Annotated in this window: 11 protein-coding genes; 6 read left to right on the plus strand and 5 right to left on the minus strand. The window is 67.5% G+C overall.

Annotated elements, in window-relative coordinates; genetic code table 11:
- Nucleotides 1–16: 16 nt before the first annotated feature.
- The 4 genes from coaBC to LGM42_RS11180 form a co-directional block, all read right to left on the minus strand.
- Nucleotides 17–1,228 carry a bifunctional phosphopantothenoylcysteine decarboxylase/phosphopantothenate--cysteine ligase CoaBC gene (coaBC, locus tag LGM42_RS11165; protein ID WP_059576862.1) on the minus strand — a complete coding sequence of 404 codons (1,212 nt, stop codon included), beginning with the start codon at nt 1,226–1,228 and terminating at the stop codon, nt 17–19.
- Nucleotides 1,229–1,295: 67 nt separating this feature from the next.
- Nucleotides 1,296–1,796 (minus strand): signal peptidase II, encoded by a 501-nt coding sequence (gene lspA / locus LGM42_RS11170; protein ID WP_226232240.1) that lies wholly within the window; start codon nt 1,794–1,796, stop codon nt 1,296–1,298.
- 2 nt (nt 1,797–1,798) lie between these two features.
- Nucleotides 1,799–4,636, minus strand: coding sequence for an isoleucine--tRNA ligase (gene ileS, locus LGM42_RS11175; protein WP_059576856.1), 2,838 nt, complete (start codon nt 4,634–4,636; stop codon nt 1,799–1,801).
- 102 nt (nt 4,637–4,738) lie between these two features.
- Nucleotides 4,739–5,731, minus strand: coding sequence for a bifunctional riboflavin kinase/FAD synthetase (locus LGM42_RS11180; RefSeq protein ID WP_059576853.1), 993 nt, complete (start codon nt 5,729–5,731; stop codon nt 4,739–4,741).
- 122 nt (nt 5,732–5,853) lie between these two features.
- Here LGM42_RS11180 and purN point away from each other — a divergent pair, with 122 nt between their 5' ends.
- The 6 genes from purN (at nt 5,854) to nadC (ending at nt 12,866) form a co-directional block, all read left to right on the plus strand.
- Complete coding sequence (gene purN, locus LGM42_RS11185) at nt 5,854–6,516, plus strand: phosphoribosylglycinamide formyltransferase (protein ID WP_059646210.1); 663 nt, start codon at nt 5,854–5,856, stop codon at nt 6,514–6,516.
- Entirely contained in the window at nt 6,513–7,778 is a 1,266-nt protein-coding gene (locus tag LGM42_RS11190; protein ID WP_060966758.1) for an RsmB/NOP family class I SAM-dependent RNA methyltransferase, read from the plus strand. The genes purN and LGM42_RS11190 overlap by 4 nt, the downstream gene beginning before the upstream one ends.
- Before the next feature lie 18 nt (nt 7,779–7,796).
- Nucleotides 7,797–9,179, plus strand: coding sequence for a mechanosensitive ion channel family protein (locus LGM42_RS11195; protein ID WP_226232241.1), 1,383 nt, complete (start codon nt 7,797–7,799; stop codon nt 9,177–9,179).
- A 214-nt stretch (nt 9,180–9,393) separates the two neighbouring features.
- A complete protein-coding gene (locus LGM42_RS11200) occupies nt 9,394–10,590 on the plus strand; it encodes an acyl-CoA desaturase (RefSeq protein WP_059576842.1) in 1,197 nt (398 codons plus the stop codon).
- A 261-nt stretch (nt 10,591–10,851) separates the two neighbouring features.
- Nucleotides 10,852–11,988 (plus strand): quinolinate synthase NadA, encoded by a 1,137-nt coding sequence (nadA, locus tag LGM42_RS11205; protein ID WP_059646652.1) that lies wholly within the window; start codon nt 10,852–10,854, stop codon nt 11,986–11,988.
- Nucleotides 11,985–12,866, plus strand: a complete 882-nt coding sequence (nadC, locus tag LGM42_RS11210) for a carboxylating nicotinate-nucleotide diphosphorylase (RefSeq protein ID WP_060311852.1) — start codon at nt 11,985–11,987, stop codon at nt 12,864–12,866. Before nadA ends, nadC begins: the two co-directional genes overlap by 4 nt.
- 95 nt (nt 12,867–12,961) lie before the next feature.
- Here the strand turns inward: nadC and nadB are convergent, their stop codons facing one another.
- The gene (nadB, locus tag LGM42_RS11215) at nt 12,962–14,548 is read right to left on the minus strand and encodes an L-aspartate oxidase (protein ID WP_059576836.1); all 1,587 of its coding nucleotides are present in this window, start codon (nt 14,546–14,548) and stop codon (nt 12,962–12,964) included.
- Nucleotides 14,549–14,686: the final 138 nt, after the last annotated feature.

A 14,686-nucleotide genomic window follows, 5' to 3' on the forward strand; every position in this document is an offset into this window, starting at 1 on the left:
GTGCCGCCGCGCGGGATCAGATCAGGCGGTTGTCGGGCAAGCGCTTCGCGATTTCCGCGACGAGCGCATGCGCGAGTTCGTCCTTGGGCGCGCGCGGCAGGCGCGTGAGGCCGGCGGCCTCGAACAGCACGACTTCGTTGTCGTCGCGGCCGAACGTCAGCGGGCCGAGGTTGCCGACGAGCAGCGGCACGTTCTTGCGCTTGCGCTTCTCGTCGCCGTGCACGTCGAGGTCGCCGCTTTCGGCCGCGAAGCCGACGCAGAACGGCGCATCGGGCAGCGCGGCGACCGACGCGAGGATGTCGGGGTTCTCGACGAACGCGAGCGCCGGCATCTTGCGGTCGGCCGTCTTCTTCATCTTGTGCTCGGCCGGCTGGTCGACGCGCCAGTCGGCGACCGCCGCCACCGCGATGAAGATGTCGGCATCGGCGACCGCCTGCATCACCGCGTCGTACATTTGCTGCGCGGTCTGCACGTCCTGGCGGGTCACGCCCCACGGCGTGTCGAGCGCGACCGGCCCGGCGACGAGATGCACGTCGGCGCCCGCCTGCTGCGCGGCCCGCGCGAGCGCGAAGCCCATCTTGCCGCTGGAGCGGTTCGTCAGGCCGCGGACCGGGTCGAGCGGCTCGAACGTCGGCCCGGCCGTGATCAGCACGCGCCGGTGCGCGAGCACCTTCGGCGCGAAGTGCGCGACGATCGCTTCATAGATCGCCTCGGGTTCGAGCATGCGGCCGTCGCCGACTTCGCCGCATGCCTGCGCGCCCGAGTCCGGGCCGAGCACCGATACGCCGTCCGCGCGCAGTTGCGCGGCGTTGCGTTGCGTGGCCGGGTTCTGCCACATCTGGCGGTTCATCGCGGGCACGACGAGCAGCGGGCAGTCGCGTGCGACGCACAGCGTCGACAGCAGGTCGTCGGCGAACCCGTGCGCGAGCTTCGCGAGGAAATCCGTCGACGCGGGCGCGATCACGATCGCGTCGGCTTCGCGCGACAGGTCGATGTGCGCCATGTTGTTGTCGATGCGCGCGTCCCACTGGCTCGTATAGACGGGCCGCCCCGACAGCGCCTGCATCGTGACGGGCGTGATGAACTGGGTGGCGGCGTCGGTCATCGCGACCTGCACGGTCGCGCCGGCCTTCACGAGCAGCCGCGTGAGTTCGGCGATCTTGTAGCAGGCGATGCCGCCCGTCAGGCCGAGAACGAGGTGTTTTCCTGCGAGTTCTGCGTGTGCCAACTCAGGCCTCCTGGGATCAAACGGAACGGCCGGCGCGAAGCCGGCCGTCGACACGGAGTATGCGCGCTCAGCGCGTGCCGCGCACGCGCCGCAGCTCGTCGTAGACCAGCAGCACCGCGCCCACCGTGATCGCGGAGTCGGCGAGGTTGAACGCCGGGAAGTGCCACGCGCCGAGGTGGAAATCGAGGAAGTCGATCACGTGACCGTAGACGAGCCGGTCGATCACGTTGCCGAGCGCGCCGCCGAGGATCAGCGCGAGCGACAGGCTGAACAGGCGTTGCTGGCCGTGACGGCGCAGCAGGAAGCAGATCACGAGCGTCGCACCGATGCCGAGCGCGGTGAACGCCCAGCGCTGCCAGCCGCTCGCGGCCGACAGGAAGCCGAACGCGGCGCCGCGGTTGTACACCAGCACGAGATTGAAGAACGACGTCAGCGCATGCTGCGCGCCGTACGCGAACGTTTTCAGGATCGCGATCTTCGACAACTGGTCGAACAGGATCACGATCAGCGAAATGCCGAGCCAGGGCGCGAGCGCGCCGCTGGCCGGTTTCGACAGGGTCTTCGCCATATTTATGCAGCGCTCCGGATTTCGCCGTTTTCAAACAGGTTCGAGAAGCAGCGGCCGCACAACGTCGGATGATCGGCGTGCGCGCCGACATCTTCGCGGTAGTGCCAGCAGCGTTCGCACTTCTGGTACTTCGACGCGGCCACGTCGACGCTTTCCTGCGCGTCGTCGTCGACCTTGACGACCGTCGCGGCCGACGTGATCAGCACGAACTTCAGATCGTCGCCGAGGCTCGTCAGCGCGTCGTAGCGCGCGCCGCTCGCATGCACGGCCACTTCGGCCTGCAGCGACGAACCGATGCGGTTCGCGGTGCGCGCTTCCTCGAGCGCCTTCGTCACGTTGCCGCGCACGTCGCGCAGCAGCGCCCACTTCTCGATCAGCGCGGCCGCGCCGGCGACTTCCGGATACGCATAGTAGGTCTCCGTGAAGATCGTGTCGCTCGCCGGCTGGAACACCTTCCACGCTTCTTCCGCCGTGAACGACAGGAACGGCGCGAGCACGCGCAGCAGGCCTTGCGTCAGGTGGTACAGCGCCGTTTGCGCGGAACGGCGCGCGCGCGAATCGGCGGCGCTCGTGTACAGGCGATCCTTCAGCACGTCGAGGTAGAAGCCGCCGAGATCCTCCGAGCAGTACGTCTGCAGCTTCGCGACGACCGGGTGGAACTCGTACTTCTCGTAGTGGCCGAGCAGTTCCGTCTGCAGCTGCTGCGAGAACGCGACCGCGTAGCGGTCGATCTCGAGCCATTCGTCGACCGGCACCGCGTGCTGCGCGAAGTCGAAATCCGACAGGTTCGCGAGCAGGAAGCGCAGCGTGTTGCGGATGCGGCGATAGCCTTCGGTCACGCGCTTCAGGATTTCCTCGGAGATCGCGAGCTCGCCCGAATAGTCGGTCGACGCGATCCACAGACGGATGATTTCCGCGCCGAGGCGGTTCGCGACTTCATGCGGGTCGATGCCGTTGCCGAGCGACTTGCTCATCTTGCGGCCTTCGCCGTCGACCGTGAAGCCGTGCGTGAGCAGGCCCTTGTACGGCGCGCGGCCGTCGAGCATCGATGCCGTGAGCAGCGACGAGTGGAACCAGCCGCGGTGCTGGTCGGAGCCTTCGAGGTACAGGTCGGCCGGGAACTGCAGCTGATCCTTGTGCGAGCCGCGCAGCACGTGCCAGTGCGTCGTGCCCGAGTCGAACCACACGTCGAGCGTGTCGCGGTTCTTTTCGTACAGGTTCGCGTCGTCGCCGATCAGCTCGCGCGGGTCGAGCGACTGCCATGCCTCGATGCCCGACTGCTCGACGCGCTTCGCGACTTCCTCGAGCAGCTCGAGCGTGCGCGGGTGCAACTCGCCGGTTTCCTTGTGCACGAAGAACGCCATCGGCACGCCCCACTGGCGCTGGCGCGACAGCGTCCAGTCGGGACGGTTCGCGATCATGCTGAACAGGCGCTGCTTGCCCCACGACGGGTAGAACGCGGTCGCGTCGACGCCTTCGAGCGCCGTCTCGCGCAGCGTCTTGCCGCCGTCGCGCGGCGCCACGTCCATGCCGGCGAACCATTGCGACGTCGCGCGGTAGATGATCGGCGTCTTGTGGCGCCAGCAGTGCATGTAGCTGTGCGTGTACTTCTCGCTGCGCAGCAGCGAGCCGGCCGCGTTCAGCGCGTCGACGATCTTCGGATTCGCGTCCCAGATCGACAGGCCGCCGAACAGCGGCAGCGACTCGATGTAGCGGCCGTCGCCCATCACCGGGTTGATGATGTCGGAATCGGTCATCCCGTGCGCCTTGCACGACTGGAAGTCCTCGATGCCGTACGCGGGCGACGAGTGCACGACGCCCGTACCCGTATCGGTCGTCACGTAGTCGCCGAGGTAGACGGGCGCGGTGCGCTGGTAGCCGGGGTGGGCCGACGCGAGCGGGTGGTGGAAGCGCAGGTTCGCGAGCTTCACGCCGGGCGCGGTCGCGACGACGCGGCCGGTCAGCTTGAAGTCGGCCATGCAGGCTTCGACGCGCTCCTGCGCGATGATCAGCAGCCCGCGCTCGGTGTCGACCAGCGCGTAGACGATTTCCGGGTGGAGGTTCAGCGCCTGGTTGGCGGGAATCGTCCACGGCGTGGTGGTCCAGATCACGATGCCGCCTTCGGCGCGCGGCAGCGCCGGCAGGCCGAACGCGTGCGCGGTCTTTTCCGGCTCCGCGAACGCGAACATCACGTCGATTGTCGGGTCGGTGCGGTCCTTGTACTCGACCTCCGCTTCCGCGAGCGCCGAGCCGCAGTCGAAGCACCAGTTCACCGGCTTCAGCCCGCGATACACGTAGCCCTTCTCGATGATCTTGCCGAGCGCGCGGATCTCTTCCGCCTCGTTCACGAAGTTCATCGTCTTGTACGGGTTGGCCCAGTCGCCGAGCACGCCCAGGCGCTTGAAGCCGACCTTCTGCTTCTCGATCTGCTCGGTCGCGTACGCGCGCGCCTTGCTCATCACTTCGGCCGCCGGCAGCGACTTGCCGAACTGCTTCTCGATCTGGATTTCGATCGGCATCCCGTGGCAATCCCAGCCCGGCACGTACGGCGCGTCGAAGCCGGCCATGTTGCGCGACTTGACGACGATGTCCTTCAGGATCTTGTTGACCGCGTGGCCGAGGTGGATGTCGCCGTTCGCATACGGCGGGCCGTCGTGCAGGATGAACTTCGGCCGGCCCTTGCTGGCCGCGCGGATCTTGTCGTAGATGCCGCGCTCTTCCCACTCCTTGACCCACTGCGGCTCGCGCTTGGGCAGGTCGCCGCGCATCGGGAACGGCGTGTCGAGCAGGTTGACCGGATACTTCGCCTGCGGTTTCGAATCGGCTTTCTTGTTGCTCATGATGGGATCGCTATCTAAATCGGGGGACGCTCGGGCGTCGTGAATCGGGTAGGCGCGCGAGCAGGCGCGCGAGGGTGCGGCGCCAGGGCGCCGCCGTCCGGATCAGCTAATTCGGTCGGTGGCCGACGTCGCGAAGCCCGTCGCCCGGCTGCCCGGCGCACGGTCGCGCTCGACGAAGTACGCGCGCGCGTTCGCGACGTCCAGCGCGATCGCGCGCGACAGCGCCTCGAGATCGTCGAACTTCGCCTCGTCGCGCAGCTTCTTCAGGAATTCGACACGGATCAGCTTGCCGTACGCGTCGCCGTGCCAGTCGAGCAGGTGGACTTCGAGCAGCACGCGGCCCGAATCGTCGACGGTCGGACGCAGCCCGAGGCTCGCGACGCCCGGCAGCGGCTCGGGGCCGAGGCCGTGCACCTGCACGACGAAGATGCCCGCGAGCGCCGGCCGCTTGTGCGCGATCGGCAGGTTCAGCGTCGGGAAGCCGAGATCGCGGCCGAGCTTCAGCCCGTGCGCGACGTGGCCGCTGATCGCATAGCCGTGGCCGAGCGCCTGCGCGGCCGCGTCGAGATCGCCCGCGGCGAGCGACGCGCGCACGCCGGAGCTGGAAATGCGCGTGCCGTCGCTGCCGGCCACCGTGCCCATCTGCTCGACCTCGAAGCCGTGCTGCTCGCCGGCCGCCTTCAGCGTGTCGAAGGTGCCCGCGCGCTTCGCGCCGTAGCAGAAATCGTCGCCGACCATCATCCAGCGCGTGTGCAGCCCGTTCACCAGCGTGCGCTCGACGAACGCCTGCGGCGACTGGCTCGCGAACGTGTGATTGAAGTGCTCGACGACGACGCGGTCGACACCGTGCTCGCGCAGCGCCTCGAGCTTGTCGCGCAGCATCGCGATGCGCGGCGGCGCGCCGGCCGGATTGAAGAATTCGCGCGGGTGCGGCTCGAACGTCATCACGCACACGGGCAGGCCGCGCGCGTCCGCCGCCGCGCGCACGCGCGCGAGCAGGGCCTGGTGGCCGCGATGGACACCGTCGAAGTTGCCGATCGTCAGCGCGCACGGGGCGCGGCTCTCGGCGTTGGGCAGGCCGCGGAAGACTTTCACGATAGCGGATGCAGCGTCGGGGAATGAGCGGTGGAATGCCGCAAAGCAGAAGATTATAAACGTTCGGGCGGGCCGACGGCCGAGAAGGCGGGAAACGCGAGGGCGAATGGTAAAATTCGCGGATGAAAAAACTCGTGATCCTGATTTCCGGTCGCGGCAGCAACATGGAGGCCATCGTCCGCGCGTGCGCGCAGGAACGCTGGCCGGCCGAGATTGCCGCCGTGATCGCCAACCGGCCCGATGCGGCCGGACTGGCTTTTGCCGCGTCGCACGGGGCGGCGACGGCGGTGGTCGACCACCGGTCGTTCGACGGCCGCGACAGCTTCGACGCGGCGCTCGCCGCCGAGATCGACCGTTTCTCGCCCGATCTCGTCGTCCTCGCCGGCTTCATGCGCATCCTGACGCCCGCATTCGTCAGACGATACGAAGGCCGGCTGCTCAACATCCATCCGTCGCTGCTGCCGAGCTTCAAGGGCATCCACACGCACCAGCAGGCGCTCGACGCCGGCGTCGCGCTGCATGGCGCGAGCGTGCATTTCGTCATTCCGGAGCTCGACAGCGGCGCGATCGTCGCGCAGGGCGCGGTGCCCGTGCGCGCCGGCGACGACGCGGCCGCGCTCGCGCGGCGTGTGCTGGCGGTCGAGCATGTGCTGTATCCGCGTGCGGTGCGCTGGTTCGTCGAGGGGCGGCTGCGCCTCGAGAACGGCCGCGCAGTGGTGGCGCCCGACGAGGCGCGCTGGATTTTCGCGGATCAACCGCATACCGAAACGAGTGAGGGCGTATGAAGCTGCACGGATTCCTGATCGGCCAGACCGAGACTTTGCTGGCCGAGGTGCTGAAATTCGCCGGCCCCGCCGACGCGACGACGAGCCGGTTCTTCCGTGCGCACCCGAAGCTCGGGCACGCGGAGCGCGGCGTGATCGCCGAGGCCGTGTTCGCGGTGCTGCGCCGGAAGATGGAGTTTTCGCATCTGGCCGAGAGCGGCACCGGCACGCCCGCGCGGCGCCTCACGCTGCTGGGCCTGATGCAGACGGTCGGTCGCAATGCGCTGAAGCCGTTCCTGTCCGACACCGAGTCGGCATGGCTCGAACACGTGTCGAAGATCGATCCGGCGAGCCTGCCAGTGCGCATCCGCACGAACCTGCCCGACTGGATTCACCAGGCGCTGTCGGCCCGTTTCGACGCCGAGGAGCTCGCGCAGCTCGCCGCCGCGCTGAACTACCCGGCGCCGCTCGACCTGCGTGCCAACGCGCAGAAGGCGAGCCGCGACCAGGTGATCGACGCGCTGCGCGCGAGCGGCATCGATGCGGGCGCGACGCCGTTCGCGCCGTTCGGCGTGCGCGTGGTCGGCAAGCCGGCGCTGACGCGCCTGAAGCTGTTCGAGGAAGGCGCGATCGAGGTGCAGGACGAAGGCAGCCAGCTGCTGTGCTCGCTGGTCGCGCCGCGGCGCGGCGAAATGGTCGTCGATTTCTGCGCGGGCGCGGGCGGCAAGACGCTCGCGCTCGGCGCGATGATGCGCTCGACGGGGCGCCTCTATGCGTTCGACGTGTCGGAGAAGCGCCTCGCGAAGCTGAAGCCGCGCCTCGCGCGCAGCGGGCTGTCGAACGTGAACCCGGTGCTGATCGACAGCGAGCACGACGCGAAGATCAAGCGGCTCGCCGGCAAGATCGACCGCGTGCTGGTCGACGCGCCGTGCAGCGGCCTCGGCACGCTGCGCCGTAATCCCGACCTGAAGTGGCGCCAGACGCGCACCGCGATCGACGAGCTGACGCCGAAGCAGGCGTCGATCCTCGCGAGCGCCGCGCGCCTCGTGAAGAAGGGCGGCCGGCTCGTCTACGCGACCTGCAGCGTGCTCGATGCCGAGAACGAGCGCATCGTCGAACAGTTCCTCGCCGATCATCCCGAGTTCGTGCTGGTGCCGGCGCAGAAGGTGCTGGCCGACCAGCGCGTCGAACTCGAGACGGGCGACTACCTGTCGCTGTGGCCGCACCGTCACGCGACGGACGGCTTCTTCGCCGCGGTGCTCGAACGCCGCGCCGCGCAGTAACGGCTGGCCGGACGGACGATGGAGAGTCTGCAGAGCCGCCTGCTGTCGCGCCGGCTGGCATCGGTGATTCGCGATTTCCACCAGCCGGTGATGATCTGGCAGGCGGCGATTCTCGTCGGTGCGCTGTGTCTCGCGTGGGTGGCCGCGCGCTTCGTGCACGCTCGGATCGATGCGCGGCGCCGGGCAGCCGGACGCGCGCCGGGCGCGGGCGCGCAAAGCCTGAAGCGTGCGTTGTTTCCGTTGTTCGGCGGCGTGTTCGTCGGCGGCGCGCAGCTCGCGTTCGAGCCGTTCATGTCGACGTCGCTGCTGTCGCTCGCGCTCGTGCCGCTGTTCGGCATCGGGCTGATCTACGTGCTGTTCTTCTTCGCGCGGCGCGTGTTCGCGCGCGACGGCCACACGCACGCGTGGCTGTCGGTCGTCGAGAAGATCGTGTCGACCGTCGTGTGGGCCGCGATGGTGATGACCGTGCTCGGCATCCAGCGCGACGTGCTCGGCTGGCTCGACAGCGTGCAGTTCCGGGTCGCGACCGCGCACCTCACGCTGCTGTCGGTGATCTCCGGCGCGCTGTGGGTGTGCGTGACGCTGATGGTCGCGATGTGGCTCGGCTCGGTGCTCGAGGATCGCCTGTCGCGCGCGAGCACGCTCGACGCGAACCTGAAGGTCGTGCTGTCGCGGGTCGGCCGCGCGCTGCTCGTGTTCGCGGCGATCCTGATCGGGCTGTCGCTCGTCGGCATTGACGTGACGGTGCTCGGCGTGTTCGGCGGCGCGGTGGGCGTCGGCCTCGGGTTCGGGCTGCAGAAGATCGCGAGCAACTACGTGTCGGGCTTCATCATCCTGCTCGACCGCTCGCTGCGGCTCGGCGATGCGATCAGCGTCGGCGGGCTGCAGGGCGTCGTCACGCAGATCCGCACGCGCTACACGGTCGTGCGCGGCCTCGACGGCAACGAGACGCTGATCCCGAACGAGAAGCTGATCACCGACGTCGTGCAGAACCAGTCGTCGTACCTGACGCGCGGCTACGCGAAGGTCGCGGTGCAGGTCGCCTACACGAGCGACGTCGAGCAGGCACTCGCATTGCTCGCCGAAGCCGCGAAGGACGTGCCGCGCGTGCTGGCCGAGCCGGCGCCCACGCCGTACCTCGTGAGTTTCGGCGCGGACGGGATCGACCTGGAGCTCGGCTTCTGGATCGAGGATGCGGCGAAAGGCACGTCGGGTGTGCGCTCGAGCGTGAACCGCAACATCTGGCGGCTGTTCGGCGAGCACGGCATTTCCATTCCGTTTCCGCAGCGCGAAGTGCGCGTGGTCGGGCTGCCGGACGGCTTTCCCGCGGCCGGCGCGGCGGCCGGGCGCGATCCGGCTGCCGCCAACGGTGCGCTGGACGGGCGCGCGCCGGCGGCATAGCGCTCGCGGCCGGTCAATCGTACCGATTTCGCGGTCGAAACCGGATCGCGGGCCTTTCCCAGTCCGCCCATGGACCGCGCGGATTGCGTGAGGGCAAGAAAATGTTCATTTTTTACAAAGACTTGGAACGGTTGAAGTAAAATTCTGGTCTACACGCGGTATGCTTTCATTTTTCTGACGCCAACGGGCGTCGCTCTCATCACAGGTAACTGCCTTGTTGAATTCCCTGCTCGATTTTCTTTCCCACGGGCTCCTGCATTTTTCGTGGTGGCAGGTCGCGTTGTTCGCGCTCGCCGTCACGCACGTCACGATCATCGGCGTGACGGTCTACCTGCACCGCTGCCAGGCGCACCGCGCGCTGGAGCTGCATCCGATCGCGAGCCACTTCTTCCGCCTGTGGCTGTGGATGACCACCGGCATGCTGACCGGCCAGTGGGCCGCGATTCACCGCAAGCACCACGCGAAGTGCGAGACCGAGGAAGATCCGCACAGCCCGCAGACGCGCGGCATCTGGAAGGTGTTCCTCGAGGGCGCCGAGCTGTATCGCGCGGAAGCGAAGAACGAAGAGACGATGCGCAAGTTCAGCCACGGCACGCCGAACGACTGGATCGAACGCAACGTCTACTCGAAGTACCCGATTCTCGGCGTGAGCCTGATGATGGTCATCGACGTCGCGCTGTTCGGCGTGCTCGGCCTGACCGTGTGGGCTGTGCAGATGGTGTGGATTCCGTTCTGGGCGGCGGGCGTCGTCAACGGCTTCGGTCACTTCTGGGGCTATCGCAACTTCAACTCGGCCGACGCGAGCACGAACCTGTTCCCGTGGGGCATCGTGATCGGCGGCGAGGAACTGCACAACAACCACCATACGTTCGCGACGTCGGCGAAGCTGTCGAACAAGTGGTACGAGTTCGACATCGGCTGGATGTACATCCGCATCATGTCGGCATTCGGTCTCGCGAAGGTGAAGAAGGTCGCGCCCACGCCGCGCCTGAACAAGCCGAAGACGGTGCTCGACCAGGAAACGCTGCAGGCCGTGCTGTCGAACCGCTACGAAGTGATGGCGCGCTACGGCAAGGCCGTCAAGCGTGCCTACCGCCAGGAGCTCGCGCACCTGAAGGAACTCGGTTCGAGCGAGAAGTACCAGTTGATGCGCAGCGCGCGCAAGTGGTTCCACAAGGACGCCGACGGCCTCGACGAGCCGCAGAAGAAGCTGCTGCCGGAAATCTTCGCGAACAGCCAGAAGCTGCATACGTACTTCCAGCTGCGCCAGGATCTCGCCGCGATCTGGGACCGTTCGACCGCGTCGCGCGAACAGCTTCTCGCGCAATTACAGGATTGGTGCCATCGCGCAGAACAAAGCGGCATCAAGGCGCTGCAGGAATTCGCGACGCGCCTGCGCCGCTACGCCTGATTCGAAATCGATTAGAATCTCAGGACGTCACAAACCCCGCGTTGGCGGGGTTTTTTCATTTGGGCGGCTCGTTTTTGCAGGATGGCCCAGGCGCCGGAATTGGTGTGAAGTTTGGGCGCCGCGTCAGGGCCGAAAAACCGCTCACACCGACCGCGAAGCATGGACCCAAGTAAGCGTTAAAGCGCTAACTTGGGCCGACCGCGTAGCATGGGGCCCAAGTAAGCGCTAAAGCGCTAACTTGGGCCGACAGGAGATATGGAGATGCAATCGACGATCAAATCCGTCGAGTACGACCGGCCGGTGTCGGCAGGCACCGTCTGTAGCGTCGGTCAAGCATGGGCCAAGGTGCCCGATGCGCCGTCCGCCGAGGAGCGCGCTGCGCTGAAGGCGCGCATCAAGGCGTTGCTCGCCCGTGAAAAGGCCGTGCTCGTCGCCCACTACTACGTGGATGCCGAACTGCAGGAACTGGCCGACGAAACGGGCGGCTGCGTGGCGGATTCGCTCGAAATGGCTCGCTTCGGCCGCGATCACGACGCGCAGACGCTAGTCGTCGCCGGCGTGCGCTTCATGGGCGAGACCGCGAAGATCCTGAGCCCGGACAAGCGAATCCTGATGCCCGATCTCGACGCGACCTGTTCGCTCGACCTCGGCTGCCCTGTCGACGAATTCTCGGCGTTCTGCGATGCGCATCCGGACCGTACCGTGGTCGTCTACGCGAACACCAGCGCGGCCGTGAAGGCGCGCGCGGACTGGATGGTCACGTCGTCCATCGGCCTCGAGATCGTGGCCGACCTGCACGCGCGCGGCGAAAAGATCATCTGGGCGCCGGACCGCCATCTCGGCAGCTATATCCAGAAGAAAACCGGCGCCGACATGCTGCTGTGGCAGGGCTCGTGCCTCGTCCACGACGAGTTCAAGGGCATCGAGCTCGACCTGCTGCGCGCCGAATATCCGGACGCGAAGGTGCTCGTGCATCCGGAGTCGCCGGAAAACGTCGTCGCGCAGGCCGACGTCGTCGGCTCGACCACGCAGCTGATCGACGCGGCCGTCAAGTTCGACGCGAAGCGCTTCATCGTCGCGACCGACCTCGGCATCCTGCACAAGATGCAGCTTGCCGCGCCCGGCAAGACTTTCATCGCCGCGCCGACGGCCGGCAACAGCGCGACCTGCAAGAGCTGCGCGCACTGCCCGTGGATGGCGATGAACGGCCTCGCGAACCTCGCCGACGTGCTCGAGCGCGGTCACAACGAGATCTTCGTCGATCCCGCGATCGGCGAACGCGCGCGCTTGCCGATCGACCGGATGCTCGAATTCGCGGCCGCGCACAAGAAGCGCGTGCAGGCGAGCGGCGACCTGCAGCGCGACCAGCAGCTGTTCGCAAACGTGGGGGCCGCATGAGCAACGCCGTCTCCCCGCTGTTCGACGCCGTCCGCGCCCAATACGGGGCGGCATTCGACGAAGCGATCGCGCGCAACGTGGCCGACGCGATCGCCGAGGACGTCGGTGCCGGCGACCAGACCGGGCGGCTCGTGCCGGCCGGCGAGCGCCGCCGTGCGCGGATCATCGTGCGCGAGGAAGCCGTGCTGTGCGGCGTGCCGTGGTTCGAGGCCGTGATCGCGCGGATCGATCCGTCGATCGTCGTGCAATGGCGCTATCGCGAAGGCGACCGGATGATGCCCGATTCGGCCGTGTGCGAACTCGAGGGGCCGGCGCGCGCGTTGCTGACGGCCGAGCGCAACGGGCTGAACTTCCTGCAGCTGCTGTCGGGCGTCGCGACGGCGACGCGCCGTTACGTCGATCGTGTCGAAGGTACGCGCGCGAAGATCCTCGATACGCGCAAGACGCTGCCGGGGCTGCGGCTCGCGCAGAAGTACGCGGTCCGGGTGGGCGGCGGCGAGAACCAGCGTCTCGCGCTGTACGACGGCATCCTGATCAAGGAGAACCACATCGCGGCGGCAGGCGGCGTCGGTGAAGCCCTCGATGCGGCGTTCGCGCTCGAATCGGGCGTGCCGGTGCAGATCGAAGTCGAGACGCTTGCGCAGCTCGACGCGGCACTCGCGCATGGCGCGCAATCGGTGCTGCTCGACAACTTCACGCTGGACATGATGCGCGAAGCGGTACGCGTCGCGGCCGGCAAGGCCGTGCTCGAAGTGTCCGGCGGCGTCAATTTCGATACGGTGCGTACGTTCGCGGAGACGGGCGTCGATCGCATCTCGATCGGCGCGCTGACGAAGGACGTGCGGGCGACGGACTATTCGATGCGGATCGTCGACTGACCGATTCGCGTCCGATCGGACAAAAAGGCCGTTGGCGCGCAAACGCCAACGGCCTTTTTCTTGTGCGGGCGCAGCCGGGAAGGGCGGCGCGCCGCTCAGCGGCGCGAGCGCGGCGTGAGCACGCTCGGAAGCGCCTTCGGCAGCGTATGCGGCCAGTCGCGGCTGTAGTGCAGCCCGCGGCTTTCGCGGCGCGAGTACGCGCTCTTCACGATCAGCGTTGCCACGTCGACGAGGTTGCGCAGTTCGAGCAGATCGCGCGTCACGCGGAAGTTCGCGTAGTACTCGTGGATTTCGTCGCGCAGCAGCGACAGCCGGTGCTTCGCGCGTTCGAGACGCTTGTCGGTGCGCACGATGCCGACGTAGTTCCACATCAGGCGGCGCAGTTCGTCCCAGTTGTGCGCCACGACGACTTCCTCGTCCGCGTCCGACACGCGGCTTTCGTCCCAGGCGGGCAGTGCGGCCGGCGTGTCGGCGTCGAAGCCGGCGGCCTCGATCGCCCCGGCTGCCGCGCGGCCGATCACGAGGCATTCGAGCAGCGAGTTGCTCGCGAGCCGGTTCGCGCCGTGCAGCCCCGTGTACGACGTTTCGCCGACCGCATACAGGCCGGCGAGATCGGTGCGGCCCGCGAGATCGGTGACGACGCCGCCGCACGTATAGTGCGCGGCCGGCACGACGGGGATCGGCTGTTTCGCGATGTCGATGCCGAATTCGAGGCAGCGCGCATGGATCGTCGGGAAGTGCTCGCGCAGGAATGCTTCCGGCTGATGGCTGATGTCGAGATACACGCAGTCGATCCCGCGCTTCTTGATCTCGAAGTCGATCGCGCGTGCGACGATGTCGCGCGGCGCGAGTTCGGCGCGTGGATCGTGCGAGGGCATGAAGCGCGTACCGTCGGGCAGCTTCAGCAGGCCGCCTTCGCCGCGCACGGCTTCCGAAATCAGGAACGATTTCGCGTACGGATGGAACAGGCAGGTGGGGTGGAACTGGATGAATTCCATGTTCGACACGCGGCAGCCGGCACGCCATGCCATCGCGATGCCGTCGCCGGTCGCGGTATCGGGGTTCGTCGTGTACAGGTAGACCTTGCCCGCGCCACCGGTGGCGAGTACCGTGTGCGGCGCCTCGATCGTGATCGTGCGGTCGTTGTCGACGTCGAGCGCATACAGGCCGTGACAGCGGCGACCGGGCAGCCCGAGCCGGTCCGACGTGATCAGGTCGATCGCGTGGTGGTTTTCGAGGAACGTGATGTTCGGATGCTGGCGCGCCCGCTCCGACAGTGTCGCGAGCACCGCATGGCCGGTCGCATCGGCCGCATGGATGATCCGGCGGTGGCTGTGACCGCCTTCGCGCGTCAAGTGAAAGCCGAGTTCGGCCGCGTCGTCCTTCGTGAACGGCACGCCTTGCGAGATCAGCCATTCGATCGCTTCGCGGCCGTGCTCGACGATGTAGCGCGTCGCGCCTTCGTCGCACAGGCCGCCACCGGCGACCAGCGTGTCGTCGACGTGGTTCTCGATGCTGTCCGCCGAGTCGAGGACCGCCGCGATGCCGCCCTGCGCGTTATCGCTCGCCCCCTCCATCATCGAACGTTTCGCGATCAGCGCGACACGTCGCGTGCTGGCCAGATTGAGTGCGACCGACAGCCCTGCCAGGCCGCTGCCGACGATCGCCACGTCGAATTTCATGCTGCATCTCCATCGTTACGCTTTTTGATCTTGCGTTCCGTCGGCTGTCGCCGCGGAAAGGGGAGAGCATACCGCGTCGGGGGGCCGCGCGTGCGCGCAAAACAAAAAGCCCCGCATGTGCGGGGCTTTTCGGTCACC

Origin of the sequence: Burkholderia sp. AU39826, assembly GCF_020419965.1 — a bacterium.
Taxonomy (GTDB): domain Bacteria; phylum Pseudomonadota; class Gammaproteobacteria; order Burkholderiales; family Burkholderiaceae; genus Burkholderia; species Burkholderia semiarida.

What these genes read in the sequence shown, in the direction of transcription:
- lspA (WP_226232240.1), bottom strand. Translation starts at nt 1,796, where the DNA reads ATGGCGAAGACCCTGTCGAAACCGGCCAGCGGCGCGCTCGCGCCCTGG.
- ileS (WP_059576856.1), bottom strand. Translation starts at nt 4,636, where the DNA reads ATGAGCAACAAGAAAGCCGATTCGAAACCGCAGGCGAAGTATCCGGTC.
- purN (WP_059646210.1), top strand. Translation starts at nt 5,854, where the DNA reads ATGAAAAAACTCGTGATCCTGATTTCCGGTCGCGGCAGCAACATGGAG.
- LGM42_RS11190 (WP_060966758.1), top strand. Translation starts at nt 6,513, where the DNA reads ATGAAGCTGCACGGATTCCTGATCGGCCAGACCGAGACTTTGCTGGCC.
- LGM42_RS11195 (WP_226232241.1), top strand. Translation starts at nt 7,797, where the DNA reads ATGGAGAGTCTGCAGAGCCGCCTGCTGTCGCGCCGGCTGGCATCGGTG.
- nadA (WP_059646652.1), top strand. Translation starts at nt 10,852, where the DNA reads ATGCAATCGACGATCAAATCCGTCGAGTACGACCGGCCGGTGTCGGCA.
- nadC (WP_060311852.1), top strand. Translation starts at nt 11,985, where the DNA reads ATGAGCAACGCCGTCTCCCCGCTGTTCGACGCCGTCCGCGCCCAATAC.
- nadB (WP_059576836.1), bottom strand. Translation starts at nt 14,548, where the DNA reads ATGAAATTCGACGTGGCGATCGTCGGCAGCGGCCTGGCAGGGCTGTCG.